This is a genomic window from Photobacterium carnosum (assembly GCF_002849605.1).
GTDB lineage: Bacteria > Pseudomonadota > Gammaproteobacteria > Enterobacterales > Vibrionaceae > Photobacterium > Photobacterium carnosum.
Genome location: NZ_NPIB01000016.1, coordinates 1 through 21,936 on the forward strand (window position 1 = coordinate 1; position 21,936 = coordinate 21,936).

The window sequence follows — 21,936 nt, forward strand, 5'->3', positions numbered from 1 at the left end:
GACCAGAGGGTCGGGGGTTCGAATCCCTCTTCACCGACCACTTACAATGGTGGCTATAGCTCAGTTGGTAGAGTCCCGGATTGTGATTCCGGTTGTCGCGAGTTCGAGCCTCGTTAGCCACCCCATTATTCAGGTTGTCTTTTATTAGAGACCTTGGCCTTGTAAGCCTAAACATTGTCGGTGAATAGCGCAGTTTGGTAGCGCATCTGGTTTGGGACCAGAGGGTCGGGGGTTCGAATCCCTCTTCACCGACCATCATTAAGAAACCTGAATCGAAAGATTCAGGTTTTTTTTCGTCTGTAGAAAGTGGTGAATAGTGCAGTTTGGTAGCGCATCTCTGATGTTAGGAGTGGCGGACCAGAGGGTCGGGGGTTCACGGATATTAGAACCTTGGCTCTTCACCGACCACTATTAAGAAATCTGAATCGAAAGATTCAGGTTTTTTTTCGTCTGTAGAAAGTGGTGAATAGCGCAGTTTGGTAGCGCATCTCTGATGTTAGGAGTGGCGGACCAGAGGGTCGGGGGTTCACGGATATTAGAATCTTGGCTTTTAACCGACCATCATTAAGAAACCTGAATCGAAAGATTCAGGTTTTTTTTCGTCTGTAGAAAGTGGTGGATAGTGCAGTTTGGTAGCGCATCTCTGATGTTAGGTGTGGCGGACCAGAGGGGCGGGGGTTCACGGATATTAGAACCTTGGCTCTTCACCGACCACTATTAAGAAACCTGAATCGAAAGATTCAGGTTTTTTTTCGTCTGTAGAAAGTGATGAATAGTGCAATTTGGTAGCGCATCTCTGATGTTAGGAGTGGCGGCCCAGAGGGTCGGGGGTTCACTGATATTAGAACCTAGCTCTTCACCGACCACTATTAGAAAACCGCATCGAAAGATTCAGGTTTTTTTTCGTCTGTAGAAAGTGGTGAATAGTGCAGTTTGGTAGCGCATCTCTGACGTTAGGAGTGGCGGACCAGAGGGGCGGGGGTTCACGGATATTAGAACCTTGGCTCTTCACCGACCACTATTAAGAAAACCGCATCGAAAGATTCGGTTTTTTTCGTCTGTAGAAAGTGGTGAATAGTGCAGTTTGGTAGCGCATCTCTGATGTTAGGAGTGGCGGACCAGAGGGGCGGGGGTTCACCGATATTAGAATCTTGGCTCTTCACCGACCACTATTAAGAAAACCGTATCGAAAGATGCGGTTTTTTTTCGTCTGTAGAAAGTGGTGAATAGTGCAGTTTGGTAGTGTGTCTCTGATGTTAGGAGTGGCGGAGCCGAGGGTCGGGTGTTCACTGATATTAGAACCTTGGCTCTTCACCGACCACTATTAAGAAAACCGTCCCGAAAGATTCATTTTTTTATCTATAAAAAGCGATTTATGCATTATTGGGTAGTGATGATATAGCTAGTTTGTTGATCTTTATTATTTTTATAAAAAAAGATTAAAATTTAAAGAATAGATATTCATCACACAAATAATTCCATTTAGGAATATTATGTGACAAATAATTGCTTTCATTCGATATTTTTAGGTGTGTTATGTCAGATTCTTCTATAAATAGTGATAATCTAATAGATAAAACGTATAAAAAATGGCGAGTTTAGATTTTAATTGGTATGTATGTTGGTTATACCGCATATTATTTTACTCGGAAAAGTTTAAATTTTATTGCACCAACATTATTAGATTCATTAATTTTAGATAAAGAAACACTCGGATTAATGGGAACATTATTCTATGTTGTATACGGTTTATCTAAATTTTTCTCTGGCATTATTAGTGATAAATCAAATCCTCGTTGGTTTATGGGGGGTGGGTTAATTATTACAGGTTTAGTTAATATTGCTTTTGGGCTTAGTTCGTCTATGGCTCTATTTATTTCATTATGGATTGTGAATGCTTATTTTCAAGGTTGGGGTTGGGCTCCTTGTTCGAAATTATTAACTAGTTGGTATTCTAAATCTGAGCGTGGTACATGGTGGTCAATACAGAATACTTCTCATAATTTAGGTGGGGCTTTAATCCCAATAATTGTAGGTGTGATCACTCTGCATTATGGTTGGCGTTTTGGCATGATTATCCCTGGATGTTTGGCTATTCTTTGTGGCCTTTTTGTTTGTTGGCGCTTACGTGATAAACCTGAAACGATGGGATTACCAACTGTTGGTGAATGGCGACATGATGAATTAGAAATACAACAAGAAAAGGCAAGTATTAAAGCTGATACTCGAACAATAATTATAAATTATATATTAAAAAATAAAGCTATTTGGTTGTTAGCAATGGCATATATTTTAGTTTATATCGTTAGAACATCAATTAATGATTGGAGTAATATTTATTTAACTGAAATGAGAGGCTTTGATATATTAACATCTAATTCAACGATTAGTTTTTTTGAAATAGGTGGTTTTATAGGTTCCCTTTTTGCTGGCTGGGGATCTGATTATTTTTTCAAAGGTCGAAGAACTCCAATTAATGTCATTTTTTCAATTGGCGTTGTTGTTACTATGTTTTGTTTGTGGAATTTCAATTCAGCATCATACCCTATTTATTGTGTTATCTATTTTATGAGTGGCTTTTTTATTTTTGGCCCTCAGATGCTAATTGGTATTATGGCAGCAGAATCATCGCATAAAGATGCAGCGGGTGCTGCTGTTGGATTTGTTAGTTTATTTGGTTATATAGGCGCAGCATTATCAGGATATCCCGTAGCAAAAGTAATTGAAACGTATCATTGGCAAGGTTTTTTTACGTTAATATTTATTGCATCGATATTTGCATCTGTTTTATTAATACCATTTTTATTCCTTAAAAAGAAAATTTGATATAAAGCTACTACGACTTAAATATAAATAAGTTGTAGTAGCTTTTTCAGTGCTAGCTACAATTTACCTTTGTCCCTGAGGTTAGCTTCTCAACCTTAAATCCTTGTTGTTTCATTAGATTAGGCAGTCCTTGCTCTCCAATTAAATGAAAGGCACCAACCACTAACATAAATTTTCCTGATTGATAGGGGGCGGTGTGTGCAAGTGTTTCAGCCCAATGCTTATTACGATCAAAAATTAAAGCATCATCAGTGGTTGGATCAAATTGGCTTTCTTGAAAAAGTTGTTCAAGTTTTTCACTGTCTCCGTGTTGCCACACTTTCACTAAGCAACGTAATGATGACTGGGTTTGGTCCCATTCATTAATAGTGTCAATTAGCATTGGTGCGCCATTTTCTGGCAGGTTTTCTAACATCTTAAATTGCTGGCTAACACTTTCTAATTCAAGGATAGGAAGATGCTGCTGTTGGGCGCGCTGTAATAATACATAGTCGATTCCATAATCTGCTTTTAGGTCGAGCTTATCGGCTAGCGCCAGCTGTAGCGTTACGGCCGTTAACCAGGGTGGTTGTTGCAATAATGCTTCAAATGGAATGTTCAATGCGGTAGTGATTTTTTTTAATTTTTTAAGTGCAGGTTCATGTAATGCTTGGTGCGTAAAGGGCGGGGATAGTGTGGGCACAGCTGTTGATTGTTGCAGTATATTAGCTTCTACAATTAAGGCATCAGCTTGTTGCCACTGTTCGAGAAATATATCAGGTAGGGGGAACATTGCTTCTTTACCCGCATGAATAGAACCTAAAACATAAAATTCACGCTGTTGGTCATAAATTTTCCAAACAATAGGATCGGCAAGTATCGGTTGGGCAATAAAAGGCAGCACCAATAATGCTTTGGATAAGAGAGATTTGAACATGCGTCACCATAAATTAAATAATATTGATTAATTTATATCAAAGATTGATAGAAAACGAGATCAAAAAAGGCTACCGAAGTAGCCTTAATATGATTATCCAGTTACTGGACTCGTATTATTTTGAATTACGAGAACGTGGATTAAGCCAGAACCACCAGACAATAAACCCAATGGCAGCAACGCCTAATAATAAACACATGTTATTTCTCCTGATCTTGTCGGCTTGGCTTAAATAAACGTAACCGGTTAGCATTACTTACTACGGTAATGGATGATAACGCCATTGCTGCGCCTGCAATAACGGGGCTAAGCAGTGTTCCTGTAAGAGGGAATAACACGCCAGCAGCAATTGGAATGCCTAATGTATTGTAAACAAAGGCACCAAATAAGTTCTCTTTGATATTTCGTAATGTGGCTTTTGATAGTTCTAATGCATCAGCAACACCGTGTAATGAATGGCGCATTAAGGTAAATTGTGCACTTTCAATCGCAACATCAGTACCACTACCCATTGCAATACCAACTTCAGCCAGTGCAAGCGCGGGTGCGTCATTTATACCATCACCAACCATGACTACGCGTCGGCCTTGCTGTTGTAATAAGGTGATTTGTGCTGCTTTACCATCAGGTAATACGTCAGCAACGACATCAGTTATCCCTAGTTTATTTGCAATAACTTGTGCCGTTTTAACACTATCTCCTGTTAGCATTACAACTTTAAGTCCCATTTTTTGCATCCGTTTAACGGCAGATAATGAATCTTTGCGTAATGGATCACTGATGCCAATAATGCCAGCTAAAACGCCATTCTGTGCAAGGTAAACAGGTGTTGCACCTTGATTGGCAATAAAATCAAAATCCGTTTCAGCATGGTTAATAGTAATATTATTCTTAACCATGAATTTAGCGTTACCTAACAGTAGTTGGTGTTGATCTACTGTGCCAGATACACCGAGTCCTGAATACGTCATGAAGTCATGATGTGGAGACAGTTGTAATTGCTGTTGTTGGGCTGATTTAACAATCGCATTGGCAAGTGGATGCTCAGATCCTTGCTCTAAGCTTGCTGCTAATTGAACCAGCTGCTCACGAGTTAATGCATTATAAATTTTATAATCAACAACTTGTGGTTTACCTTCAGTTAAAGTACCTGTTTTATCTAATACTACGGTATCAATACTGGCGGCTTGTTGCATCGCTTCGGCATCTTTAATGAGAATACCTAGCTCTGCGGCCCGTCCAACACCAACGGTTACTGACATCGGTGTTGCTAAGCCTAATGCACATGGACAGGCAATAATAAGTACCGTTGTTGCGGCAACAAGCATATAAACAGAAGCAGGTTGCGGACCAAAGTAATACCAAGCCATGGCTGTTATTATGGCAATGATCATAACGCTTGGCACAAAGACACTTGAGATAGTATCTGCTAATCGTGCTAGTGCAGGTTTACTGCTTTGTGCTTGACGGACTAACTGAATGATACGTGCCAGCATGGTGTCACTGCCAATATGTTCCGCTTTAAACAGTAAACTGCCTTGCTGATTAATGGTACCTGCACGGACGTGATCACCCATTTTTTTATGTACAGCAAGCGGTTCGCCAGTCAACATTGATTCGTCAAGGTAACTTGTCCCTTCAATGACAAGGCCATCAACTGCAACTTTAGCGCCTGGTTTCAAGCGTAAAACCATGCCACTTATAACAGCACTTAGTGGACGTTCTGTTTCTTGGCCATCTTCAACCACAATCGCAGTTTGAGGTTGAAGATCAATTAAGCGTTCTAATGCTTTTGATGTACGGCTACGAGCACGGGCTTCTAATGCATGACCAATGGTAATTAGACCGATGATCATTGCTGATGCTTCAAAATACACATGACGTGCAGTTAATGGGAATAAGTTAGGTGCAATAACAACGGCCATTGAAAATAACCATGCTGCCCCTGTACCTAATGAAACTAGGGTATCCATAGTGGCACGGTGGTGTAGGAAAGCTTTCCAACTATTGATATAGAAGTCTTTACCTGCTGTGACTAACAACGCCAAAGTAATCAGACCGATAATGCCCCAACTGATTTGGCTGGTTGTTGAATCAATGACCATACTTCCGCCAAAGATACCCCATGCCATCAATGGAACACCTAATGCTAGTGAGGCGGTAGCATTACGGATATGGGTTTTAAATGTCTGTTGGTTTTGTTGTTGTTGACGAATACGACGGGTTTGGTCATCTTCACTTTCTTCTGCGCCATAACCTGCATTTTCAATGGCCTGTATGATCGCTTGTGGCTGTGCTTGACCGTAAATTAGAGCCGTACGCTCAGCAAGGTTAACGTTTACATTGCTCACACCATCAACCGCTTTAATGGCTTTTTCTACTGATGCAACACAACTGGCACAGGTTAATCCTGATAAAAGTAATTGGGTTACATTGTCTTGAGGAGCGATAATAGGCTCAGGCTCAGGCTCAGGCTCAGGCTCAGGCTCAGGAGTGACAAGTGTATCGACTTCAGTTGTTGTTTGAATATCAGTGCTTAATGCTGCTTGATAGCCGGTTGTTGTCACTATGGCGATAATATCGGCAGCAGTTAATGATGTTATTACACTGAGTGCATTTTTATCTAGTGCAATAATTTCGATATTGTCTTGAGTTAATGCTGTGGTCAATTTAGCCACACATTTACCACAGGAGAGGCCATTTAATGTAAAATCATAATGTTGTGTTACTGACGTAGTTACAACTTGATAGCCTAGTTCAACAATGATGTTTGTTAGTGCTTGCTCACTGATTGCGCCATAAACATCGGCCAATTGTTTATTAATATCAAAGTGTGCAATGTCATGCCGTTCATTTAAGGCTTGTTCTATTTTAGCTACACAACGGCCGCAAGATAATCCTGCAAGGGGTAATTGATAATGGAAGCCAACTTGGTAGCCTAATGCTGTAATTGCGTCAAACAAATCAGGTAAAGAACTGTCGGTAGAAACTATTAGTTGTTCAGTATCAATATCAATAAGTTGGATATTAGGTAGCAGGCTGATGGCATCACGAATTTTATTAACGCAATGCATGCAGCTTACATTGGCAAGAGGGAGAGTAATGGTATTCATGTGCTCGCCTTTTTATGTTTAGATGAATTAATGGTTCCAGCATAATCCTTCCAGTAACTATAATGTCAAGGATTGTTTTTAATTAAAGAGAGAGAATAATTATGATGAGTATTAGTGATGTTGCAAAACAGACGGGGTTAACGGCTAAAACCATTCGTTTTTATGAAACTAAAGGCGTGATCAGTGCTGCACCACGGGGTACTAATGGTTATCGTTATTATAATACCAGTCATATTGCAGAATTATTATTGATTAAACGTTCTCGAATGATTGGTTTTTCTTTAGATGAGTGCCAACAACTACTGGCATTATCGACTAATCCTGATCGCCATAGCCGAGATGTTAAACAAAAAGCTCAGCAAAAGTTGATAGAGATAGATCATAAAATTGAAGAGTTGAAACAAATTAAGCTTACATTATCTGCGTTAACAGATCAGTGTCCTGGAGATAAAAGCGCTCATTGTCCGATTTTAGAAAGTTTAATTAAGAACGGCTAAATAAGGTTTTTAAAAAGTTATTTAGCCGTAAGTTTGTTAGTGACCACTATCACTCATGGATAAGGTGCCATCATAGGGAATGATATGTAATGCTTTTTTAGGTGATGAGCTATAACTGACCATTGTCTTATTATCTAATCGTTGAAGATTAAATTGACGCCAAAACCGTTCTTGAGTCCAATTGAGACTTTCTATCGCAGCTTCGGTGATTTTTTTAGTATGATCTTCTGTATCGATAACTAATATTGCGGCATTGCCAAAAGCATAGAAATAAAGCCCTTTTAATACAGTATAACCGTTATCTTGCTTAGGGTTTGGATAGTCAATGAATGTGTATTGCCCAAATTTACAACTGCCAAATTGTTCGTGGTTGGAATTTACGTATTTATAGTTAAAGTCACACCCCATACCGTTAATCACGGGATATAGCATTAAAAGTAATAATGCTATAACGAGATATTTAAATTTTTTCATACGTTTTTCCAGTGGTATCAATATAAATTGTATTTTTACCACTCAAGTTTTGTGGCAGTTTTTGTAGATTGAGCAATCCAATATTACCACAAATCTTTTGATTATTAACGGTAACACAAGGTGGTGATTGCCAACTGCTCGCCCATAGCATAATCCAAGCAAATATCACGGTTAAACAAACGGCATAACCAATTTTCGTCATTGTCGGTAATGATTTGTTTTTTTCCGTCACTGTAATGTGATTAATATCACTATTGATCGTATTGTTATCTGTATCTGTATCTGTATTATTGTCGGCAGACTGTCGTTGCTCAGCATGATGTTGTTCGGTATCTATTATTACTTCAGGTTGAAATTGTTGTTGAATAAAGGTGTTATTTGCAATAGTAAAACCGGCACCTTTAATCGTAATAATAATTTCATTTTTACTTTTAAATGCTTTACGCAAATTAGCGATAGCGACGTTTAATGAGTTTGGTACAACGACTTTATCAGGCCAACCAATTTCTAGTAGTTTTTCTCTACTGATAATTTCGCCACTGTTATCAATTAAAAATTGGAGGATTTTTGTTTCGCTAGCACTGAGTTTAGTGGTGGCTTCTTGGTTGGTATAAGCGCTTTTCTGCGGTTCAAAAACATCCTTGCCGTATTTATATATGATCATGGCTTTCTAACTACCTATCTAAGTATCTGTTTGGTGCAGTACACGTCTTAAAGACGACGGCTTTTTTATTGTTATTGCTTTTAATATCTAAGCGTCTGATTTTTTATTGCGCTATAAAATCATCATTTTTGATAGTAAATAAAAGTCTAACAAGAGCGTTACTTCTTCTATTTTGGTTATGAAAAAGTTCATTACACCTCTTTGATCTTTATGTTCAAAGTAAATGCTAACAAAAAAAAATATTTATGGAAGTGATGATAAAGGATAATTTAAGAATTAAATAGTGCTATATGATTATTTATTACGTTATGTGCAGTATGAAAAGACATATTTTTCATATTTTTTTTGATAGTTTAAAGATAAGATAACTTCTGATTAAGATATTGTTTTTAATTTGAATTTTTAGTTTTTATGACGATTTTATCTTTTTTTATGTAAATTAATTTGTTAAAAAAAACAGTTTTTTTCCATTTGTCTAAATTGTTTCTGAAAGATTTATTTTTCAGAAGTCATTTTTTTGGCGCGTGTGAAAAAACAACAATTAATTGTGAACATCATTTTTTATTATTTGCCTTAATGCGAACTCGATCACAGAATGATGAGGTTCCTTACAAAGACTGTCCTGCGATACACGCTTAAAAAAATAGATAGTACGCACTTATATGGACAGACAATTAGTAAAGTTTTTAAAGCATTTAACCATTGGAGTTAAACATGAAATTGAAATCTCTATCTCTAGCTGTAGTAGCAGCTTTATCTCTAGGCGTTGCTACATCTGCAATGGCTGCTGATGCACCTGCAACGGCTACAAATAACACTGCACTAACTCAATCTGCAGCAACTGGTCACTGGTACGCTGGTCAAGGCCACGGCTTCTGGGTTGGTGGCGCACTAGGTATGGGTTATGTTGGTAGTGCAGACTCTGCAGCATTCAACGGCCAAACTAGCGCTCCAAGTGCTAAACTAGATGCTGGTTACGACTTCAACCAATATGTTGGCGCATACGCTAGCTACGACTTTATGCATAATCTAGGTGGTTCTAACCTAAACCTTGCAACTGTAGGTATTAAAGGTAATCTACCTCTTACACAAAAACTATCTGCATTTGCTAAAGTAGGTGGTACTTACATTTACGCTGATAATAAAGGCGCTAGTCAATTAACGCATATGCGTTCTGATAGCTTCTCAGCAACTGGTGGTTTAGGTCTGTCTTACCAGATCACTAACGCACTATCTACTCAAATCGGTGCTGATTACTACCAAAACTTACGTACTTCAAAAGGTCACGCTGATCTAACTCAAGCGTACTGGGGTATGACATACAAGTTTGGTCAACCTGCAACACCAGTAGTTGTTACAAACACTGTAGAAGTTGTTAAAGAAGTTGCTGTTGAAGCACAAATCCCAACTCGTTCTTCTTATGTTCTTCCATACCAAAATGGTCAAACTAAGTTAAACGACTACGGCCGTTACAATCTAGGTGAAGTTGTTGCAACTATGCAAGCTAACCCAGAAGTTACCGCGCAAATTATCGGTCGTACTGATAAAGTTGGCAGCCAAGCAATCAACGATAAAATCTCTGCAAAACGTGCAGATAACGTTGCTAGCTTCCTTGAAGCAAATGGTGTTAGCGCATCTCGCTTAACTGTTTCTCACGTAGCTAACAGCAACCCAATCCAAACTAACTCAGCTGACAGCACTAACTATGTTCAGCGTTCAGTACAAATCATCCTTAAGTAATTAAGACGATAGTACAGACTGTATAGTTTGAATATGAATGCCGATGAGAGATCATCGGCATTGTTTTATGTGATTATTATCTCAATAGCTTGTTTCTAGATGAATAAAGCAGTCTATTGAGATTAAGATTGAGTTATAGAGCGATGATGAAAAAAAGTAAATATTGTTTATTACTATTATTAGCGATTTCATTAACAGGCTGTTTTTCTAATCAGCAATTAAATAAGTCAACCCGACTTATTGGTGATTGGATACTTAAAGGTGGGGTATATATCCCTGGAGTGACTAAACATAAACCTAAATTAACGATTAATGCTGATATGAAAGTATCTGGCTTTACCGGGTGTAATCAATTTAAAGGACGTTTAATTGCCGCTGATGGTAGTTTTACGCTGCCTGTTGTTAGCAGTAGAATTTGCTTACCTGAGCTTGTGACTCAAGAAGATAATATGCTAAATGTATTACGTAGTGCGACCAGTATTGAAGTAATTAATGATACGTTGGTAGTGGATTCAGGTAATAAGTTTTTAGTGTTTGAAAAAACAAATGCACGTTAATGCTTAGATTAAATATATTGAATAAAAAAGGCCCGTGAGCACAACGCTGACGGGCCTTTTTATTGGTCTATAACCTAATATAGTAATGAATACAGTTGACGACGGTAATTCCCCGCAATAGGATTTCCTTGCCCTAGTGCCGCTAAAATATCCATCATGGTCTTTTTGGCGTTACCGTCGGCAAAATTAAGATCATTGCGTAGGATATTTAATAAGAGTGCCAATGCTTCTTCATTACGGTTGACTTGGCTGTATTGAACCGCAAGTTCGAACGTAATATTTGCATCGGTTGGATTTGCCGCTAATTTTTCTTCTAGCTGCTGAATTTCAGGAGAGTTACCCGCTTGTTTATGTAATTCAAGCTTAGCAATTAATCCTTTATATTGCGCATCTTGATCTTGCATTGGAATCGTGTCGAGAATTAACTCTGCTTCATCAAATAATCCCGCAGCCACCAAACATTCAGCAATCGCAAGTTCAATAATACTATTTTTAGGGAATTTGTGTGCTAATTGACGTAGTAAAGCCAATGCTTGGTTGTAATCTTGGCTTTTTACTAACGCTAATGCATGTTGCAGTTGTAATTCTTCTGGCGTTGGTAGATGGCGGTTTAGCATTTCACGTAAGCTTTGTTCTGTTTGTGGACCCGCAGAGCCGTCAACAGGCTGACCATTTTTAAATAAGGCTACAGTAGGTAAACCACGTACGCCAAATTGCGAAGCAACCGCTTGTTGAGTTTCACAGTTCACTGTTGCAAGGGTAAATTGACCTTGATACTCACGCGCAATTTTTCCAAGAGTGGCATTCACTTCAAGCGTTTCTGGCATTGAAGGTGCCCAGAAACTGATAGCTACAGGCGTTTGCATCGATTGATCGATGATTTGCTGGAGATTCTGTTCGTTTAATTCAAGAGCGACATTTTGATACATGTGCTGATATCCATTGGCTATTTGAAGGGCTATATCAAATATATGGGGATGAATCGAGTTGAATCAAGAAAATAGCAGTAAATGATATTAATTATTAAACGTAACCATTACTGCGATTGTGATACAGAGACAGATAAGATTAATTTGGCGCAACGACATACTACACCTCAGAGAAGACGATTTTTAATGGCATGAGTCTTTTGACTTAAGGCTACTGTAACTTTTTAGTGTGACACTAATATGACGTTATTATGGTTTTTATGAGGGGGGTTGGATAATGTGGATTTAAAGGCTATTTGTTTGACTTTAAGTGCGGAAATTAGCGGGATATATCGACATTTAATTTTTAGATGTTGTTTTTATCACCATGTTTTTCAAATGTGATAGATAAATTTAGTCATAATAAACACTGTTATTATGACTTAAATTTGATTAATTACGCTTTATTAGCCGTTTATCTAATCATTTTATCGGTAATATACGACGAAGAAAACCAAATATATATGTCGGTTGAGTAACATAGTAACGTGCTTTTGGATACTTGTTGTTGATTATGGCTAACACCTACTTAAATGCAGTGTTAGGTCCTAAAGTAAACGTATTACTAGGGTTAAAAGTGCCTAATTGGTATAACTAATGGCTCTGGTTGTCTGTATGTAACACGATGCAAGTTAAGCGCTTTTAACCAGTATCTTATCTAACCAGCGGCTTGGAAGCAGACGACGCAGGACTCCAAACAGATGAGTCGGCTGGGTGACGTAATAGCGTGGTTTTGGTGAGCGACTATTGAGAATGCGTTGTACTTGATTAAGAACAGCATCGGGTTCTAGAGTAAAGCTGTTTGATGATGTTGTTTTTGATAATCTCTCAAGTGTGTTTTTATACGCTTGCTGGTGGCGTGTATTTTCCATATCGATTGTATCTTCAAAATGTAGCTTTGCGTTCTCTCTGAACTTACTATTGATGGGGCCAGGTTCAATAAGAGACACGCTAATATTGGTATCCATAAGCTCAAGGCGTAGGGTGTCGGTGTAACCCTCTAGGGCGAATTTACTGGCGTTATACGCTCCACGGTATTTCATTGCCACAAGGCCTAATACCGAGCTGTTCTGGATGATTTTTCCTTGGCCTTGTTTTAGCATTATTGGAATGATGGCCTTTGTAAGTTCATGCCAACCAAATAAATTAGTTTCAAACTGTGCTCTAAGGGCATTTGTCGGTAGGTCCTCAAGCGCTCCACATTGTCCGTAAGCGGCATTATTAAATAAGATATCTAAATGCCCACCTGATAGCGTTAGCACCTCTGTAATCGCATTTTCTATTGATGACTGGCTTGATACATCCAGTTCTACGCAATTAAGCCCTTGTGCTTGTAGTTGTGCTACATCCTTAGGTTTACGGCAGCTAGCAATAACATTATACCCAGCCGCGTGTAACTGTTCTGCGCAGTATCTACCGATACCACTACTGCATCCGGTGATCAATATTGTTTCTTTCATACATCCTCCTTAAAGACTTAGTTCCATTGTAATCGTAGATATCATTTATTAAATGATTTTATTGGGTTATCGGAGATCAAAAGGAATGGAGCTGCCGCGTGAAGAAACGGTGATGCAGAATCTGATTGTATAAGAAAAATATCGATACCATATCTCTCAGGGCTTTTGGTGCTAATGCTAATTTTGAACGATGAGAATAGTCGCAATCAATGTTATTTTCTTGCGACTATTTAGCGTATTCATATATCTATATTCTTTTTAATCTTACTTACGATCAGAGAATATCAATCTACAGATCTAACTTGCCTTGAGATTGACGAAGTGCATTAAAGGTTGTCACTACATCTTTACTGCCATCACCAGCATTGCGAGCCATGTGCAGGTAGTCTACAAAAGCGTTAGAAACTTTTGCCGGTAAGCCTACTGCCGAGTATGCACCAGACAGTAGCTCCATACCGTGTAAGTGAAGATCTACGCTTGCTTGATCACCAGAATAATCTTCAGAACTGATACGAGTTGCGGCATCTTCCATACCATCAACTAACGTGGCCATCATAGCTTTGGCTGAAGGTAGAAAGTCGAGCATATTCATATTGCCGATCCGATCTGCCCAAGCGGCACCTTCAAAAAAAGCAGCAAGAGAGCCGAAATAGAAACTCCATAGTCCAAGACCAATCGTGTTGGAGGCTGTCACATCATCGCTGATAAATTGCTGCGCACCCGCCATCGCTGATAGCGTTTGAGCATGCTGTTCGAAAGCAAGCTTACTGCCGCTATATAGCATTCCGGTACTTGGTTTACCAATAGCACGCGGATAGCTTAGAAGGCCGCCATCGATGTATTCTGCACCTTGATTTTGTACCCACTCAGCAAGATCTTTAGCTTGCTCACCAGTGCCTGTACTCATCATCGCTAAAGTGCGGCCTTTTAATGCTTTCGCTACCTCTTCTTGTTCTAATACTGCATGAGCTGCTGGGTAATCCACCACGGCAATAATGGTCAATGAACTGGCAAAAACCGCTGCTGCTGGTGACTCAGCTAGAATCGCCCCTTCAGCTACCAATACCTGAGATTTTTCAGCACTACGGTTCCATACCGTCACCTTGTGTCCAGCCTTAAGAAGAGCGGATGCCAGTGTTGACCCCATTCCACCTAAACCGATTACCGTTACAGATTTATTATTGATAGTCATAAAATTACCTTTTTTCCTTCAGTTAATATTGATATTCATGGTTCTGGGGACGTTTGGTCTGCTTATAGTCCTGATGTCCATCAGATAACTGTGACTAAGATTACATTAACGTATTGATAATGATAAGGTGGGTAATAATGAACGCACTGTTAAGCTAGACGAAACAATAAGGAAGTAAGTATGAAAGGTTCGCTTTTCAATCAAGTAGATACATTTCTTACTATTGCCCAAGAAGGCAGTATTCGCGGGGCTGCGCGTAAACTTGAATTATCACCTCCGGCAGTGAGTAATGCCCTAAAGCAGCTTGAATCCCATCTTGGCCTACCGCTGTTCACTCGGACAACTCGAACAATTGAACTCACCGAAGCGGGGAAGTGCCTTATGGGACAAGCATCTCCAGCAATGGATGCTTTGTATCTAGCATTGGAGAGCGTTAAGGATCTGAGTCAAGTACCTTCAGGCAAGGTGCGTATAACGGTACCTCGCTTTGCCTATCAACTTATTGTCGAGCCAATTTATGCTGAATTTTGTGCGCTATATCCAGAGATTGAGCTAGAAATATCGGTATCTAATACTTCAATCAATATTATCAAGGAAGGTTATGACGCGGGAATACGCTTTGGCCATCGAATTGAAGAAGGCATGGTTGCACGGCCGTTAATGCCAAAAATGAAAGAGGCTCTTTTTGCTACCGCCGATTATCTAGAACGCTTTGGCACGCCCCACAGCCCGCAAGATTTACAGCACCATAAATTAATTCAGTACCGCTATATGCCTTCAAATCAGTTAGCTCCTTTGGAGTTGAACGATAAAGGAGAAACGATACGGGTGACTCCGCCCCTGAGTATGATCGTCAATGATACTGATTTAATGATTGATGCGGCTTCAAAAGGTTTAGGCATTGGGCGAATTGTCGAGCCGATGATTCGAGAAGCGCTGTCGTCTGGTAAGTTAATCCCCATTCTGGAAGAGTACTGGCTTGATTATCCGGGCCTATATATTTACTTTCCACAACATACTCAAAAAGCACGCCGGGTTCGAGTGTTGGTTGATTTTCTTTGTCATTATAAGCTTTTCTGATTGAGATAAGGTTTAAGGTGTTGTGCCATAAACTGGGCGATAAGCGGTTGTGCTTCAGCGGTTGGATGAATTCCATCTTTCATCATTAGTTGCGGTTGAACAATGATATCAATAAGAAAAAAAGGCAATAGCGGTATGTTAAGCGATTGGCTTAACTCTGGGTAAATATTACGAAACAGTTCGTTATAGCGTTTGCCGTAGTTTGGTGGGATTTCGATTTGCATCAATAACGGTTGGGATCCCATTTCTTTAATTAAAGTGATCATCTGACTGAGATTATTGCGTAGTATTTTAGGAGCAAAGCCGCGTAAGCCATCGTTTGCACCTAATTCGATTAATACTATGTCAGGCTGATATTGCTTAAGCAGTTGTGGCAGACGCGCTAACCCATTACCACTGGTATCGCCTGAGATACTGGCATTGATAATTGTCGTTGGTTGGGATTGTTGGGCTAATATTTCAGGTAGTAGTATCGGCCAGCTTTTATTGGCAGGCATTTGATAACCCGCACTTAAGCTATCACCCAAGACTAATAGCGTTTGACTAAATGCTGTCGATGAAAATAACAGCATTAATAATGAAAGGATTCGAATCATGTCAATCTCCGTAATAAAAGCACACGCTGTTTCTAAACAGGTTACAACAACCTTGTCGCCGATGACCATTTTGCAGGATGTTTCGCTTGAGGTCGAGCAAGGTGAGTCAATTGCGTTAGTCGGTGTATCAGGTGCAGGAAAATCGACCCTAATGATGTTGCTGGCAGGGTTAGATGTGCCAACAACCGGTGAGATCGAATTATTAGGTCATAATCTAACGCGCTTAGATGATGAACAACGGGCGCAGTTGCGCAGTGAATCGATTGGGTTTGTGTTTCAAAATTTCTTATTATTACCGACCTTAAATGCGTTAGAAAACGTTACTCTGCCATGTTTGATTCAAAATAAAGCGATCGATATTGAACGTGCGAAACAACTGTTAGCCGTTGTTGGTTTACAAGGACGAGAGACCCATTTACCAAGCCAATTATCAGGTGGCGAGCAACAACGGGTAGCATTAGCACGTGCGTTTATGATCAACCCTAAAATTCTATTTGCTGATGAGCCAACAGGAAATTTAGATCAACAAACGGCGGCAATGGTGATTGAGTTATTGTTTGAGCTTAATCGAGACAACGGCACTACCCTGATATTAGTGACTCATGATGATGCCTTAGCTGCACGGTGCGATCGAGTGCTGCGATTAGATAATGGCATATTAAATCAAGCACAGGATAGGGCTGATAATAAGCCATTAAACAAGGATGATCGCGATGTTTAATACTGCTGTTGCCACTAATAATAGATCATTTATTGTGCGTTGGGCATGGCGTGAAATTCGTCAAGGTCAATTATGGTTAGTCACTTTAGCGTTGAGTTTAATTATCGCGTGTGTGTTTGCGTTATCGGCATTAGTGAGCCGAGTGGAAGCGATCATTGTTGATCAAGGACGATCCGCATTAACGGCTGATAGCGTGCTTGTTTCTTCACAGCCGATTGATCTTTCGCAGCTTAAAACATTATCAACCGATGCGGTAAAAGTCGCTCAGCAAATCCGTTTTGGCACTATGGCATTTAGTGATAACGGCATGCAGTTGGTGAGTGTTAAAGCTGTCGACTCAGGATTTCCATTACGGGGTGAACTTAACTTACAAAGTGCAGATACCACGTTATTAGAATACCATGTCAAACCGCAGCAATTATGGTTAGCTGAGCGTTTATTTTCGCTGTTAAACGTGAAAGTTGGTGATGTATTAATGCTGGGTGATGCTGAGTTAACCGTTAGTGGCCGTATTACTCAGGATCCAGAGTTATCGTTTAATCCGTTTAGCCAAATGCCGACGGTATTTATTAATCAGCAAGATATTGAAGCGGTGGGTGGGGTTCAGCCGGGAAGTCGCATCAGCTATCGTTATTATTTCTTAGGTTCAAATAAGTCATTGGCTGATATTCGTCAGCAATTAATCTTAACCCCAAGTCAACGGTGGCTAACTGAAAATGATGCCGGACGCAGTGGTGATTTTATTGAACGTGCGCGGCAATATTTATCGCTAACATTAGTGCTGGTGGTATTAATGGCTGCTGCTACGTTAGTGCTAACTTGCCAACACTATGCGGCAACGCGTAAGACGGCGGTGGCGATGATGAAAAGTCTTGGTGCGACCAAAGGTTTTTTATGGCGCTGGCTATTAACTCAGATCGGACTCGTGTTTGTGGTTGCGATTGTTATTGGTTTAACGCTCGGATTAGGGCTTGAGTGGTTGCTGCGTTATCCCCTGCAAAACTTATTACCCGATCAGCTACCGGCGATGGGAATTGCGCCTTTTGCGATCAGTTTATTGTTGGCATTGTTAATTGCACTACCAGCGTTAGGGATCCCGCTATCACGGTTAGTTCAAACCTCCGCGATCAATTCAGTACAAGTATCGACAATAGCACCCACTTCTAGTCGTTTGGCATGGCTACTGTTATTGCTTCCTGTGTTAGCGGCTATCGTGTGGATTGGCACTAATTTTTTAGTGTGGTTAACCCTGTTAGGTATCGTGGGGTTGTTGTTGGTTTTAGCGGGTATTGGTGTAGTCGCTATCGCGTTATTACAACGAGTGAAATTAGGCGCAGCTTATAGTTTAGCGTTAAGCCGTGTGAATCGCAGTAAAACCAAAACTGCGACTCAATTGGTGGCGTTAACTTGCTCATTAATGTTATTGGCCGTAATCGGGTTATTACGCAATGAATTACTCGCTGATTGGCAAAATACCCTACCTGCGAATGCGCCGAATGTGTTTGCACTCAATATCTCCCCTGAGCAACAGCAAAGCTATTTAGCTGATTTAGATAAAGCTAATCTAACCCGTTCGCAAGGCTATCCAGTAACGCGAGGTCGGTTAGTCGCAATTAACGATAAACGTTTTTACGCTACATCCAATGAAACAGCGACTGATCAAGCTGAAAATAATATTGAGATAAGTAATGAGCTAAATCGAAAGGCAGATGATGACAGTGTTGATCCTGCTTTAAGGCGTGAGCTTAACTTTACATGGGCGAAAACATTGCCAAGCCATAATGTGGTCACCAAAGGGCAATGGGGTAAAGCGGACGGTGTTTCAGTTGAATCTGGAATTGCCAAACGATTGAATATTCGCTTGGGTGACAAGTTGGCATTTACTGTTGGCGGGTTGGAAATTACCGCCACCGTTAACAGTATTAGGAATGTTGAATGGCGTAATATGAAACCCAATTTCTACTTTATTTTCACACCGGATGTGTTGCAGTCATTCCCTGCGACTGGATTAGTCAGTTTTCGGGTTGGCAAGCAACAAAATGGATTATTAAATACGTTAGCCAGCCAATATCCTACTGTGGGTGTGCTTGATTTACGGATGATGGCAACCCGAATTCAAGGCTTATTAGCCCAAATTAGTTGGTCTTTGACTGTATTAGCTGGGCTCGGTGTTGTTAGTGGTTTATTGCTGATCATGACGTTGTTACGGTTAAGTATTTCAGAGCGTCAAACAGAAATTCAGTTATACCGCACCTTAGGTGCCAGCCGAAAACGCATTGCTGCTACGTTGTGGTTTGAGTATGGAATCATTGCGTTGTTGGCAGGTGTAATTGCCGCTGTAGGCGCAGAGTTGGTGGTGGGCTTGCTGGTGGTTAAAGGGTTTGAACTGCCGTTTAGTTTACATCCTCTGATGTGGGTAGGGTTGCCTGTGCTAGCGATTGGGTTGGTGTATTTGGTGTCACGGACGCAGATTAAGAAGTTGTTGTTACCGTTACGGTGATGCGATGAAATTGCTTACTAGTTATATTATTGAACACAATTTTGAATATATTAGGCGGAAATCTAAATGCAGATTTCTGCATTCCCCATATGAATAATGTATACTACTAGGACATTTTAGCTTCTAGTTTTTATTCTTTTATGACAAAAATAACATCATTTTTATTAATTATATTTTCTTTATTTTCAACTACAATATTAACAGGGTGTGCTACGCATGGTGTGGTAACTATTCCTATTAAAGCTCCCATTGTTAATCCAGAATTTGATGGAAAAACATTCACGACTCAACTATTTTATAGTCAACCTGAACCTGGATTATTTACAGCAGGAAAACAATTACAATTAAAGCCAATAGAAGATGCTCAACTTTCTGTAGGTGCTAGTCGTGTATTGAGTCATTTTAATTCTTTGTTTAAAAGACAACTTCCTGAAGGATCAATATTTGTTAATAAAGGAATTAGTGACTACACATTAATTATTGAACTTTATGCAAAAGATAAATTCGGTCCATCATATGCAGATTATGATGCGTTATTATCTTTAGGAAAAAGTTTCTTAACGTTAGGATTAGGTTCTGCAGAATATACAATCATTGCTGATTTTAATATTACGTATAAATTAAAAGATTCCAAAGGTAATATTTTGTATAAAAAAGATTTTTCTGTTAATGAAAAAGTAGACCATGAAAAAGATGCTTTTGATCATTTTGCTATGGGGGATGATTTAGCATCAGAATTATTAGAAAAGAATATTGTATTAACAATGAATGACTTTTTTAAAAGTACTATTTAATAGCATTTGAGCTTGTAGATATTATATAAGAAGTGATCAGTAATACTGATCACTTCAATTATTTATTATTAATTGAATTATCCTTAATCACACAACGTCTGCTTTAACGCCTGCTCAATACAAGGGAAGCTAAAGTTAAACCCTGCTGCCTGTAACTTGTTCGGCAATGCGCGTTGACCGTCTAATAATAGTTGTGACGATTCCCCAAGGGCACATTTTAATACCCAAGCAGGGGTAAATAATAAATGTGGTCGATGCAATGTACTGGCAAGGGCGGCACTGAAAGCGCGATTAGTAATCGGGTTGGGGGCGGTCATATTATACGGACCTTGAGTATCACTATTATTAAGTAAAAATAAAATCCCTCGCACCATATCTTGCAGTTGGATCCACGGGAAATATTGCTGACCATCGCCAATAGGGCCACCAACGCCGAATTGATAAGGCAGTAACATTTTCGCCAATGCGCCGCCTTGTTTTGCAATTACAATTCCCGTTCTTAATAGGCATACGCGTGTTTGATCAGATTGTGCTTCCAGCGCGATTTGTTCCCAGCGTGAGCAAACTTGCTGTGAAAAATCAGTATTATTAGGCTCAATAGTAAAGCTTTCATCAATGGTTTTATCATGTTGATTACCGTAGATGCCAACAGCAGAGCCACTGATAAACGTTTGCGGAGGGGTGTCACTGGTTTTAATTTTATCAACCAGTTGTTGGGTAATATTCCAACGGCTGTCTTCAATGATATGTTTTTGTTGCTCACTCCAACGTTTACCGATAATGGACTCACCAGCAAGGTTAATTACCGCATCAAATTGATCAAGGTTGGGTAACGATTCGAGTGAATTAAGCGCATTAATATGATGACCGAGTAGCTGATAAGCGCGGGCGGGATCACGGCTAATCACGGTGATTTCATCATGATTGAGATGAGGGAGTAGTGCCTTGCCAATGAGTCCGGTTGCGCCTGTCACTAAGATCTTCATATTGGTTATTCCCTCGTGGTTATTGATGTACCAGCTTAAATTAACTGATAGTGGAAGCAAGTTGGTGCTGAGATGAATATTATTAATCAGTGCTATGTTCACAGTATAAGTGATGCTGATAGATATCATCGTGACCTGATGGTGATAATAGTATTTTTCCTGATGCTCACGTAGACTAAACTCATATATTGACGATTTTTTGGCTGAACTTAATCATGAAATTATTTTTCGCATCAGATATTCACGGTAGTTTTATTGCGGCTCAAAAAGCCATTGCTGCTTTTGAACAAAGTGGTGCTAAGTATCTTATTTTATTAGGTGATATTCTTAATCACGGTCCCCGCAATGCGCTACCTGAAGGGTACGATCCAATCAAAGTGGCTGAATTATTAAATCAGTATGCGGATCGAATTACGGCTGTACGCGGTAATTGTGATAGTGACGTTGATCAAATGCTGTTGGATTTTCCGATGATGGCAGATTATAACGTGGTGATGTTAGCCGATGGTCGACGGTTATTTTTAACCCATGGTCATATTTATAATGCCGATAAGCATCCGCAACTAATGACTGGCGATGTGATTGTTTCGGGTCATACTCATATTCCAGTTGCTGAGCATAAAGGGGATTACTACGCCTTTAATCCCGGTTCGGTGGCTATTCCACGTAATGGTTTACCTGCAAGCTATGGTTTATTGGATGGTAATGCTTTAGCGGTGATCAGTTTTGACGGTGAAGTGTTAGCGCAGACGATGCTTAGTTAAAATATCCGTAATCAAATAACTAACAAAGCGGATTATTGATCATTGGATGATGTGCTTGCTTTATCGTTATTGCTTAACATTGTGGTTA

At 39.6% G+C, this 21,936-nt stretch carries 17 protein-coding genes, 2 tRNA genes and 1 pseudogene; 11 read left to right on the plus strand and 9 right to left on the minus strand.

Annotation, left to right across the window (positions count from 1 at the left end):
• The first annotated feature begins 49 nt into the window (after positions 1 to 49).
• From CIK00_RS12995 to uhpC, 3 genes and pseudogenes are all read left to right on the plus strand, one after another.
• Positions 50 to 125: transfer RNA gene (locus tag CIK00_RS12995), tRNA-His, on the plus strand.
• Positions 126 to 178: 53 nt separating this feature from the next.
• Positions 179 to 255, plus strand: a tRNA-Pro gene (locus tag CIK00_RS13000).
• A gap of 1,281 nt (positions 256 to 1,536) precedes the next feature.
• Positions 1,537 to 2,826 (plus strand): annotated as a pseudogene (gene uhpC / locus CIK00_RS13005) (MFS transporter family glucose-6-phosphate receptor UhpC).
• 52 nt (positions 2,827 to 2,878) lie between these two features.
• Here uhpC and CIK00_RS13010 read toward each other — a convergent pair.
• The gene (locus CIK00_RS13010) at positions 2,879 to 3,742 is read right to left on the minus strand and encodes a TraB/GumN family protein (RefSeq protein ID WP_101769274.1); all 864 of its coding nucleotides are present in this window, start codon (positions 3,740 to 3,742) and stop codon (positions 2,879 to 2,881) included.
• Positions 3,743 to 3,942: 200 nt separating this feature from the next.
• Complete coding sequence (locus CIK00_RS13015; protein ID WP_233426565.1) at positions 3,943 to 6,855, minus strand: cation transporter; 2,913 nt, start codon at positions 6,853 to 6,855, stop codon at positions 3,943 to 3,945.
• Positions 6,856 to 6,959: 104 nt separating this feature from the next.
• On the opposite strand from CIK00_RS13015, the gene cueR reads away from it, so the two are divergent.
• Entirely contained in the window at positions 6,960 to 7,352 is a 393-nt protein-coding gene (cueR, locus tag CIK00_RS13020) for a Cu(I)-responsive transcriptional regulator (protein WP_167388560.1), read from the plus strand.
• A 36-nt stretch (positions 7,353 to 7,388) separates the two neighbouring features.
• Here cueR and CIK00_RS13025 read toward each other — a convergent pair whose 3' ends face one another.
• The gene (locus CIK00_RS13025) at positions 7,389 to 7,826 is read right to left on the minus strand and encodes a hypothetical protein (protein ID WP_101769276.1); all 438 of its coding nucleotides are present in this window, start codon (positions 7,824 to 7,826) and stop codon (positions 7,389 to 7,391) included.
• Positions 7,813 to 8,490 carry a winged helix-turn-helix domain-containing protein gene (locus CIK00_RS13030; RefSeq protein ID WP_101769277.1) on the minus strand — a complete coding sequence of 226 codons (678 nt, stop codon included), beginning with the start codon at positions 8,488 to 8,490 and terminating at the stop codon, positions 7,813 to 7,815. Before CIK00_RS13030 ends, CIK00_RS13025 begins: the two co-directional genes overlap by 14 nt.
• 714 nt (positions 8,491 to 9,204) lie before the next feature.
• Between CIK00_RS13030 and CIK00_RS13035 the strand changes: the two genes are divergently transcribed.
• Together CIK00_RS13035 and CIK00_RS13040 are read left to right on the plus strand one after the other, a co-directional pair.
• Positions 9,205 to 10,230: an OmpA family protein gene (locus tag CIK00_RS13035; protein WP_101769278.1), complete on the plus strand. Its 1,026-nt coding sequence runs from the start codon at positions 9,205 to 9,207 to the stop codon at positions 10,228 to 10,230.
• A gap of 146 nt (positions 10,231 to 10,376) precedes the next feature.
• Positions 10,377 to 10,787, plus strand: a complete 411-nt coding sequence (locus tag CIK00_RS13040; protein WP_101769279.1) for an META domain-containing protein — start codon at positions 10,377 to 10,379, stop codon at positions 10,785 to 10,787.
• 74 nt (positions 10,788 to 10,861) lie between these two features.
• Here the strand turns inward: CIK00_RS13040 and CIK00_RS13045 are convergent, their stop codons facing one another.
• The 3 genes from CIK00_RS13045 to CIK00_RS13055 form a co-directional block, all read right to left on the minus strand.
• On the minus strand, positions 10,862 to 11,716 hold the full coding sequence (locus tag CIK00_RS13045; RefSeq protein ID WP_101769280.1) for a co-chaperone YbbN: 855 nt from the start codon (positions 11,714 to 11,716) through the stop codon (positions 10,862 to 10,864).
• A 671-nt stretch (positions 11,717 to 12,387) separates the two neighbouring features.
• Positions 12,388 to 13,215 (minus strand): SDR family oxidoreductase, encoded by an 828-nt coding sequence (locus CIK00_RS13050; protein WP_101769281.1) that lies wholly within the window; start codon positions 13,213 to 13,215, stop codon positions 12,388 to 12,390.
• Between the two features lie 289 nt (positions 13,216 to 13,504).
• Positions 13,505 to 14,407 (minus strand): NAD(P)-dependent oxidoreductase, encoded by a 903-nt coding sequence (locus tag CIK00_RS13055; RefSeq protein ID WP_101769282.1) that lies wholly within the window; start codon positions 14,405 to 14,407, stop codon positions 13,505 to 13,507.
• 180 nt (positions 14,408 to 14,587) lie between these two features.
• On the opposite strand from CIK00_RS13055, the gene CIK00_RS13060 reads away from it, so the two are divergent.
• Positions 14,588 to 15,487 carry a LysR family transcriptional regulator gene (locus CIK00_RS13060; RefSeq protein ID WP_101769283.1) on the plus strand — a complete coding sequence of 300 codons (900 nt, stop codon included), beginning with the start codon at positions 14,588 to 14,590 and terminating at the stop codon, positions 15,485 to 15,487.
• On the opposite strand, the gene tesA is transcribed toward CIK00_RS13060, so the two are convergent.
• Entirely contained in the window at positions 15,472 to 16,083 is a 612-nt protein-coding gene (tesA, locus tag CIK00_RS13065; protein ID WP_101769284.1) for a multifunctional acyl-CoA thioesterase I/protease I/lysophospholipase L1, read from the minus strand. The two genes, CIK00_RS13060 and tesA, sit on opposite strands and share 16 nt — an antisense overlap.
• Here tesA and CIK00_RS13070 point away from each other — a divergent pair.
• The 3 genes from CIK00_RS13070 (at position 16,082) to CIK00_RS13080 (ending at position 20,098) form a co-directional block, all read left to right on the plus strand.
• Positions 16,082 to 16,804, plus strand: coding sequence for an ABC transporter ATP-binding protein (locus CIK00_RS13070; protein ID WP_101769285.1), 723 nt, complete (start codon positions 16,082 to 16,084; stop codon positions 16,802 to 16,804). The genes tesA and CIK00_RS13070 overlap by 2 nt on opposite strands.
• Complete coding sequence (locus CIK00_RS13075) at positions 16,797 to 19,304, plus strand: ABC transporter permease (RefSeq protein WP_101769286.1); 2,508 nt, start codon at positions 16,797 to 16,799, stop codon at positions 19,302 to 19,304. The genes CIK00_RS13070 and CIK00_RS13075 overlap by 8 nt, the downstream gene beginning before the upstream one ends.
• Before the next feature lie 140 nt (positions 19,305 to 19,444).
• A complete protein-coding gene (locus CIK00_RS13080) occupies positions 19,445 to 20,098 on the plus strand; it encodes a hypothetical protein (RefSeq protein WP_101769287.1) in 654 nt (217 codons plus the stop codon).
• Positions 20,099 to 20,181: 83 nt separating this feature from the next.
• Here the strand turns inward: CIK00_RS13080 and CIK00_RS13085 are convergent, their stop codons facing one another.
• Positions 20,182 to 21,084, minus strand: a complete 903-nt coding sequence (locus CIK00_RS13085; RefSeq protein WP_101769288.1) for a TIGR01777 family oxidoreductase — start codon at positions 21,082 to 21,084, stop codon at positions 20,182 to 20,184.
• Between the two features lie 215 nt (positions 21,085 to 21,299).
• On the opposite strand from CIK00_RS13085, the gene yfcE reads away from it, so the two are divergent.
• Positions 21,300 to 21,848, plus strand: coding sequence for a phosphodiesterase (gene yfcE, locus CIK00_RS13090; RefSeq protein ID WP_101769289.1), 549 nt, complete (start codon positions 21,300 to 21,302; stop codon positions 21,846 to 21,848).
• The last annotated feature ends 88 nt before the right edge of the window (positions 21,849 to 21,936 follow it).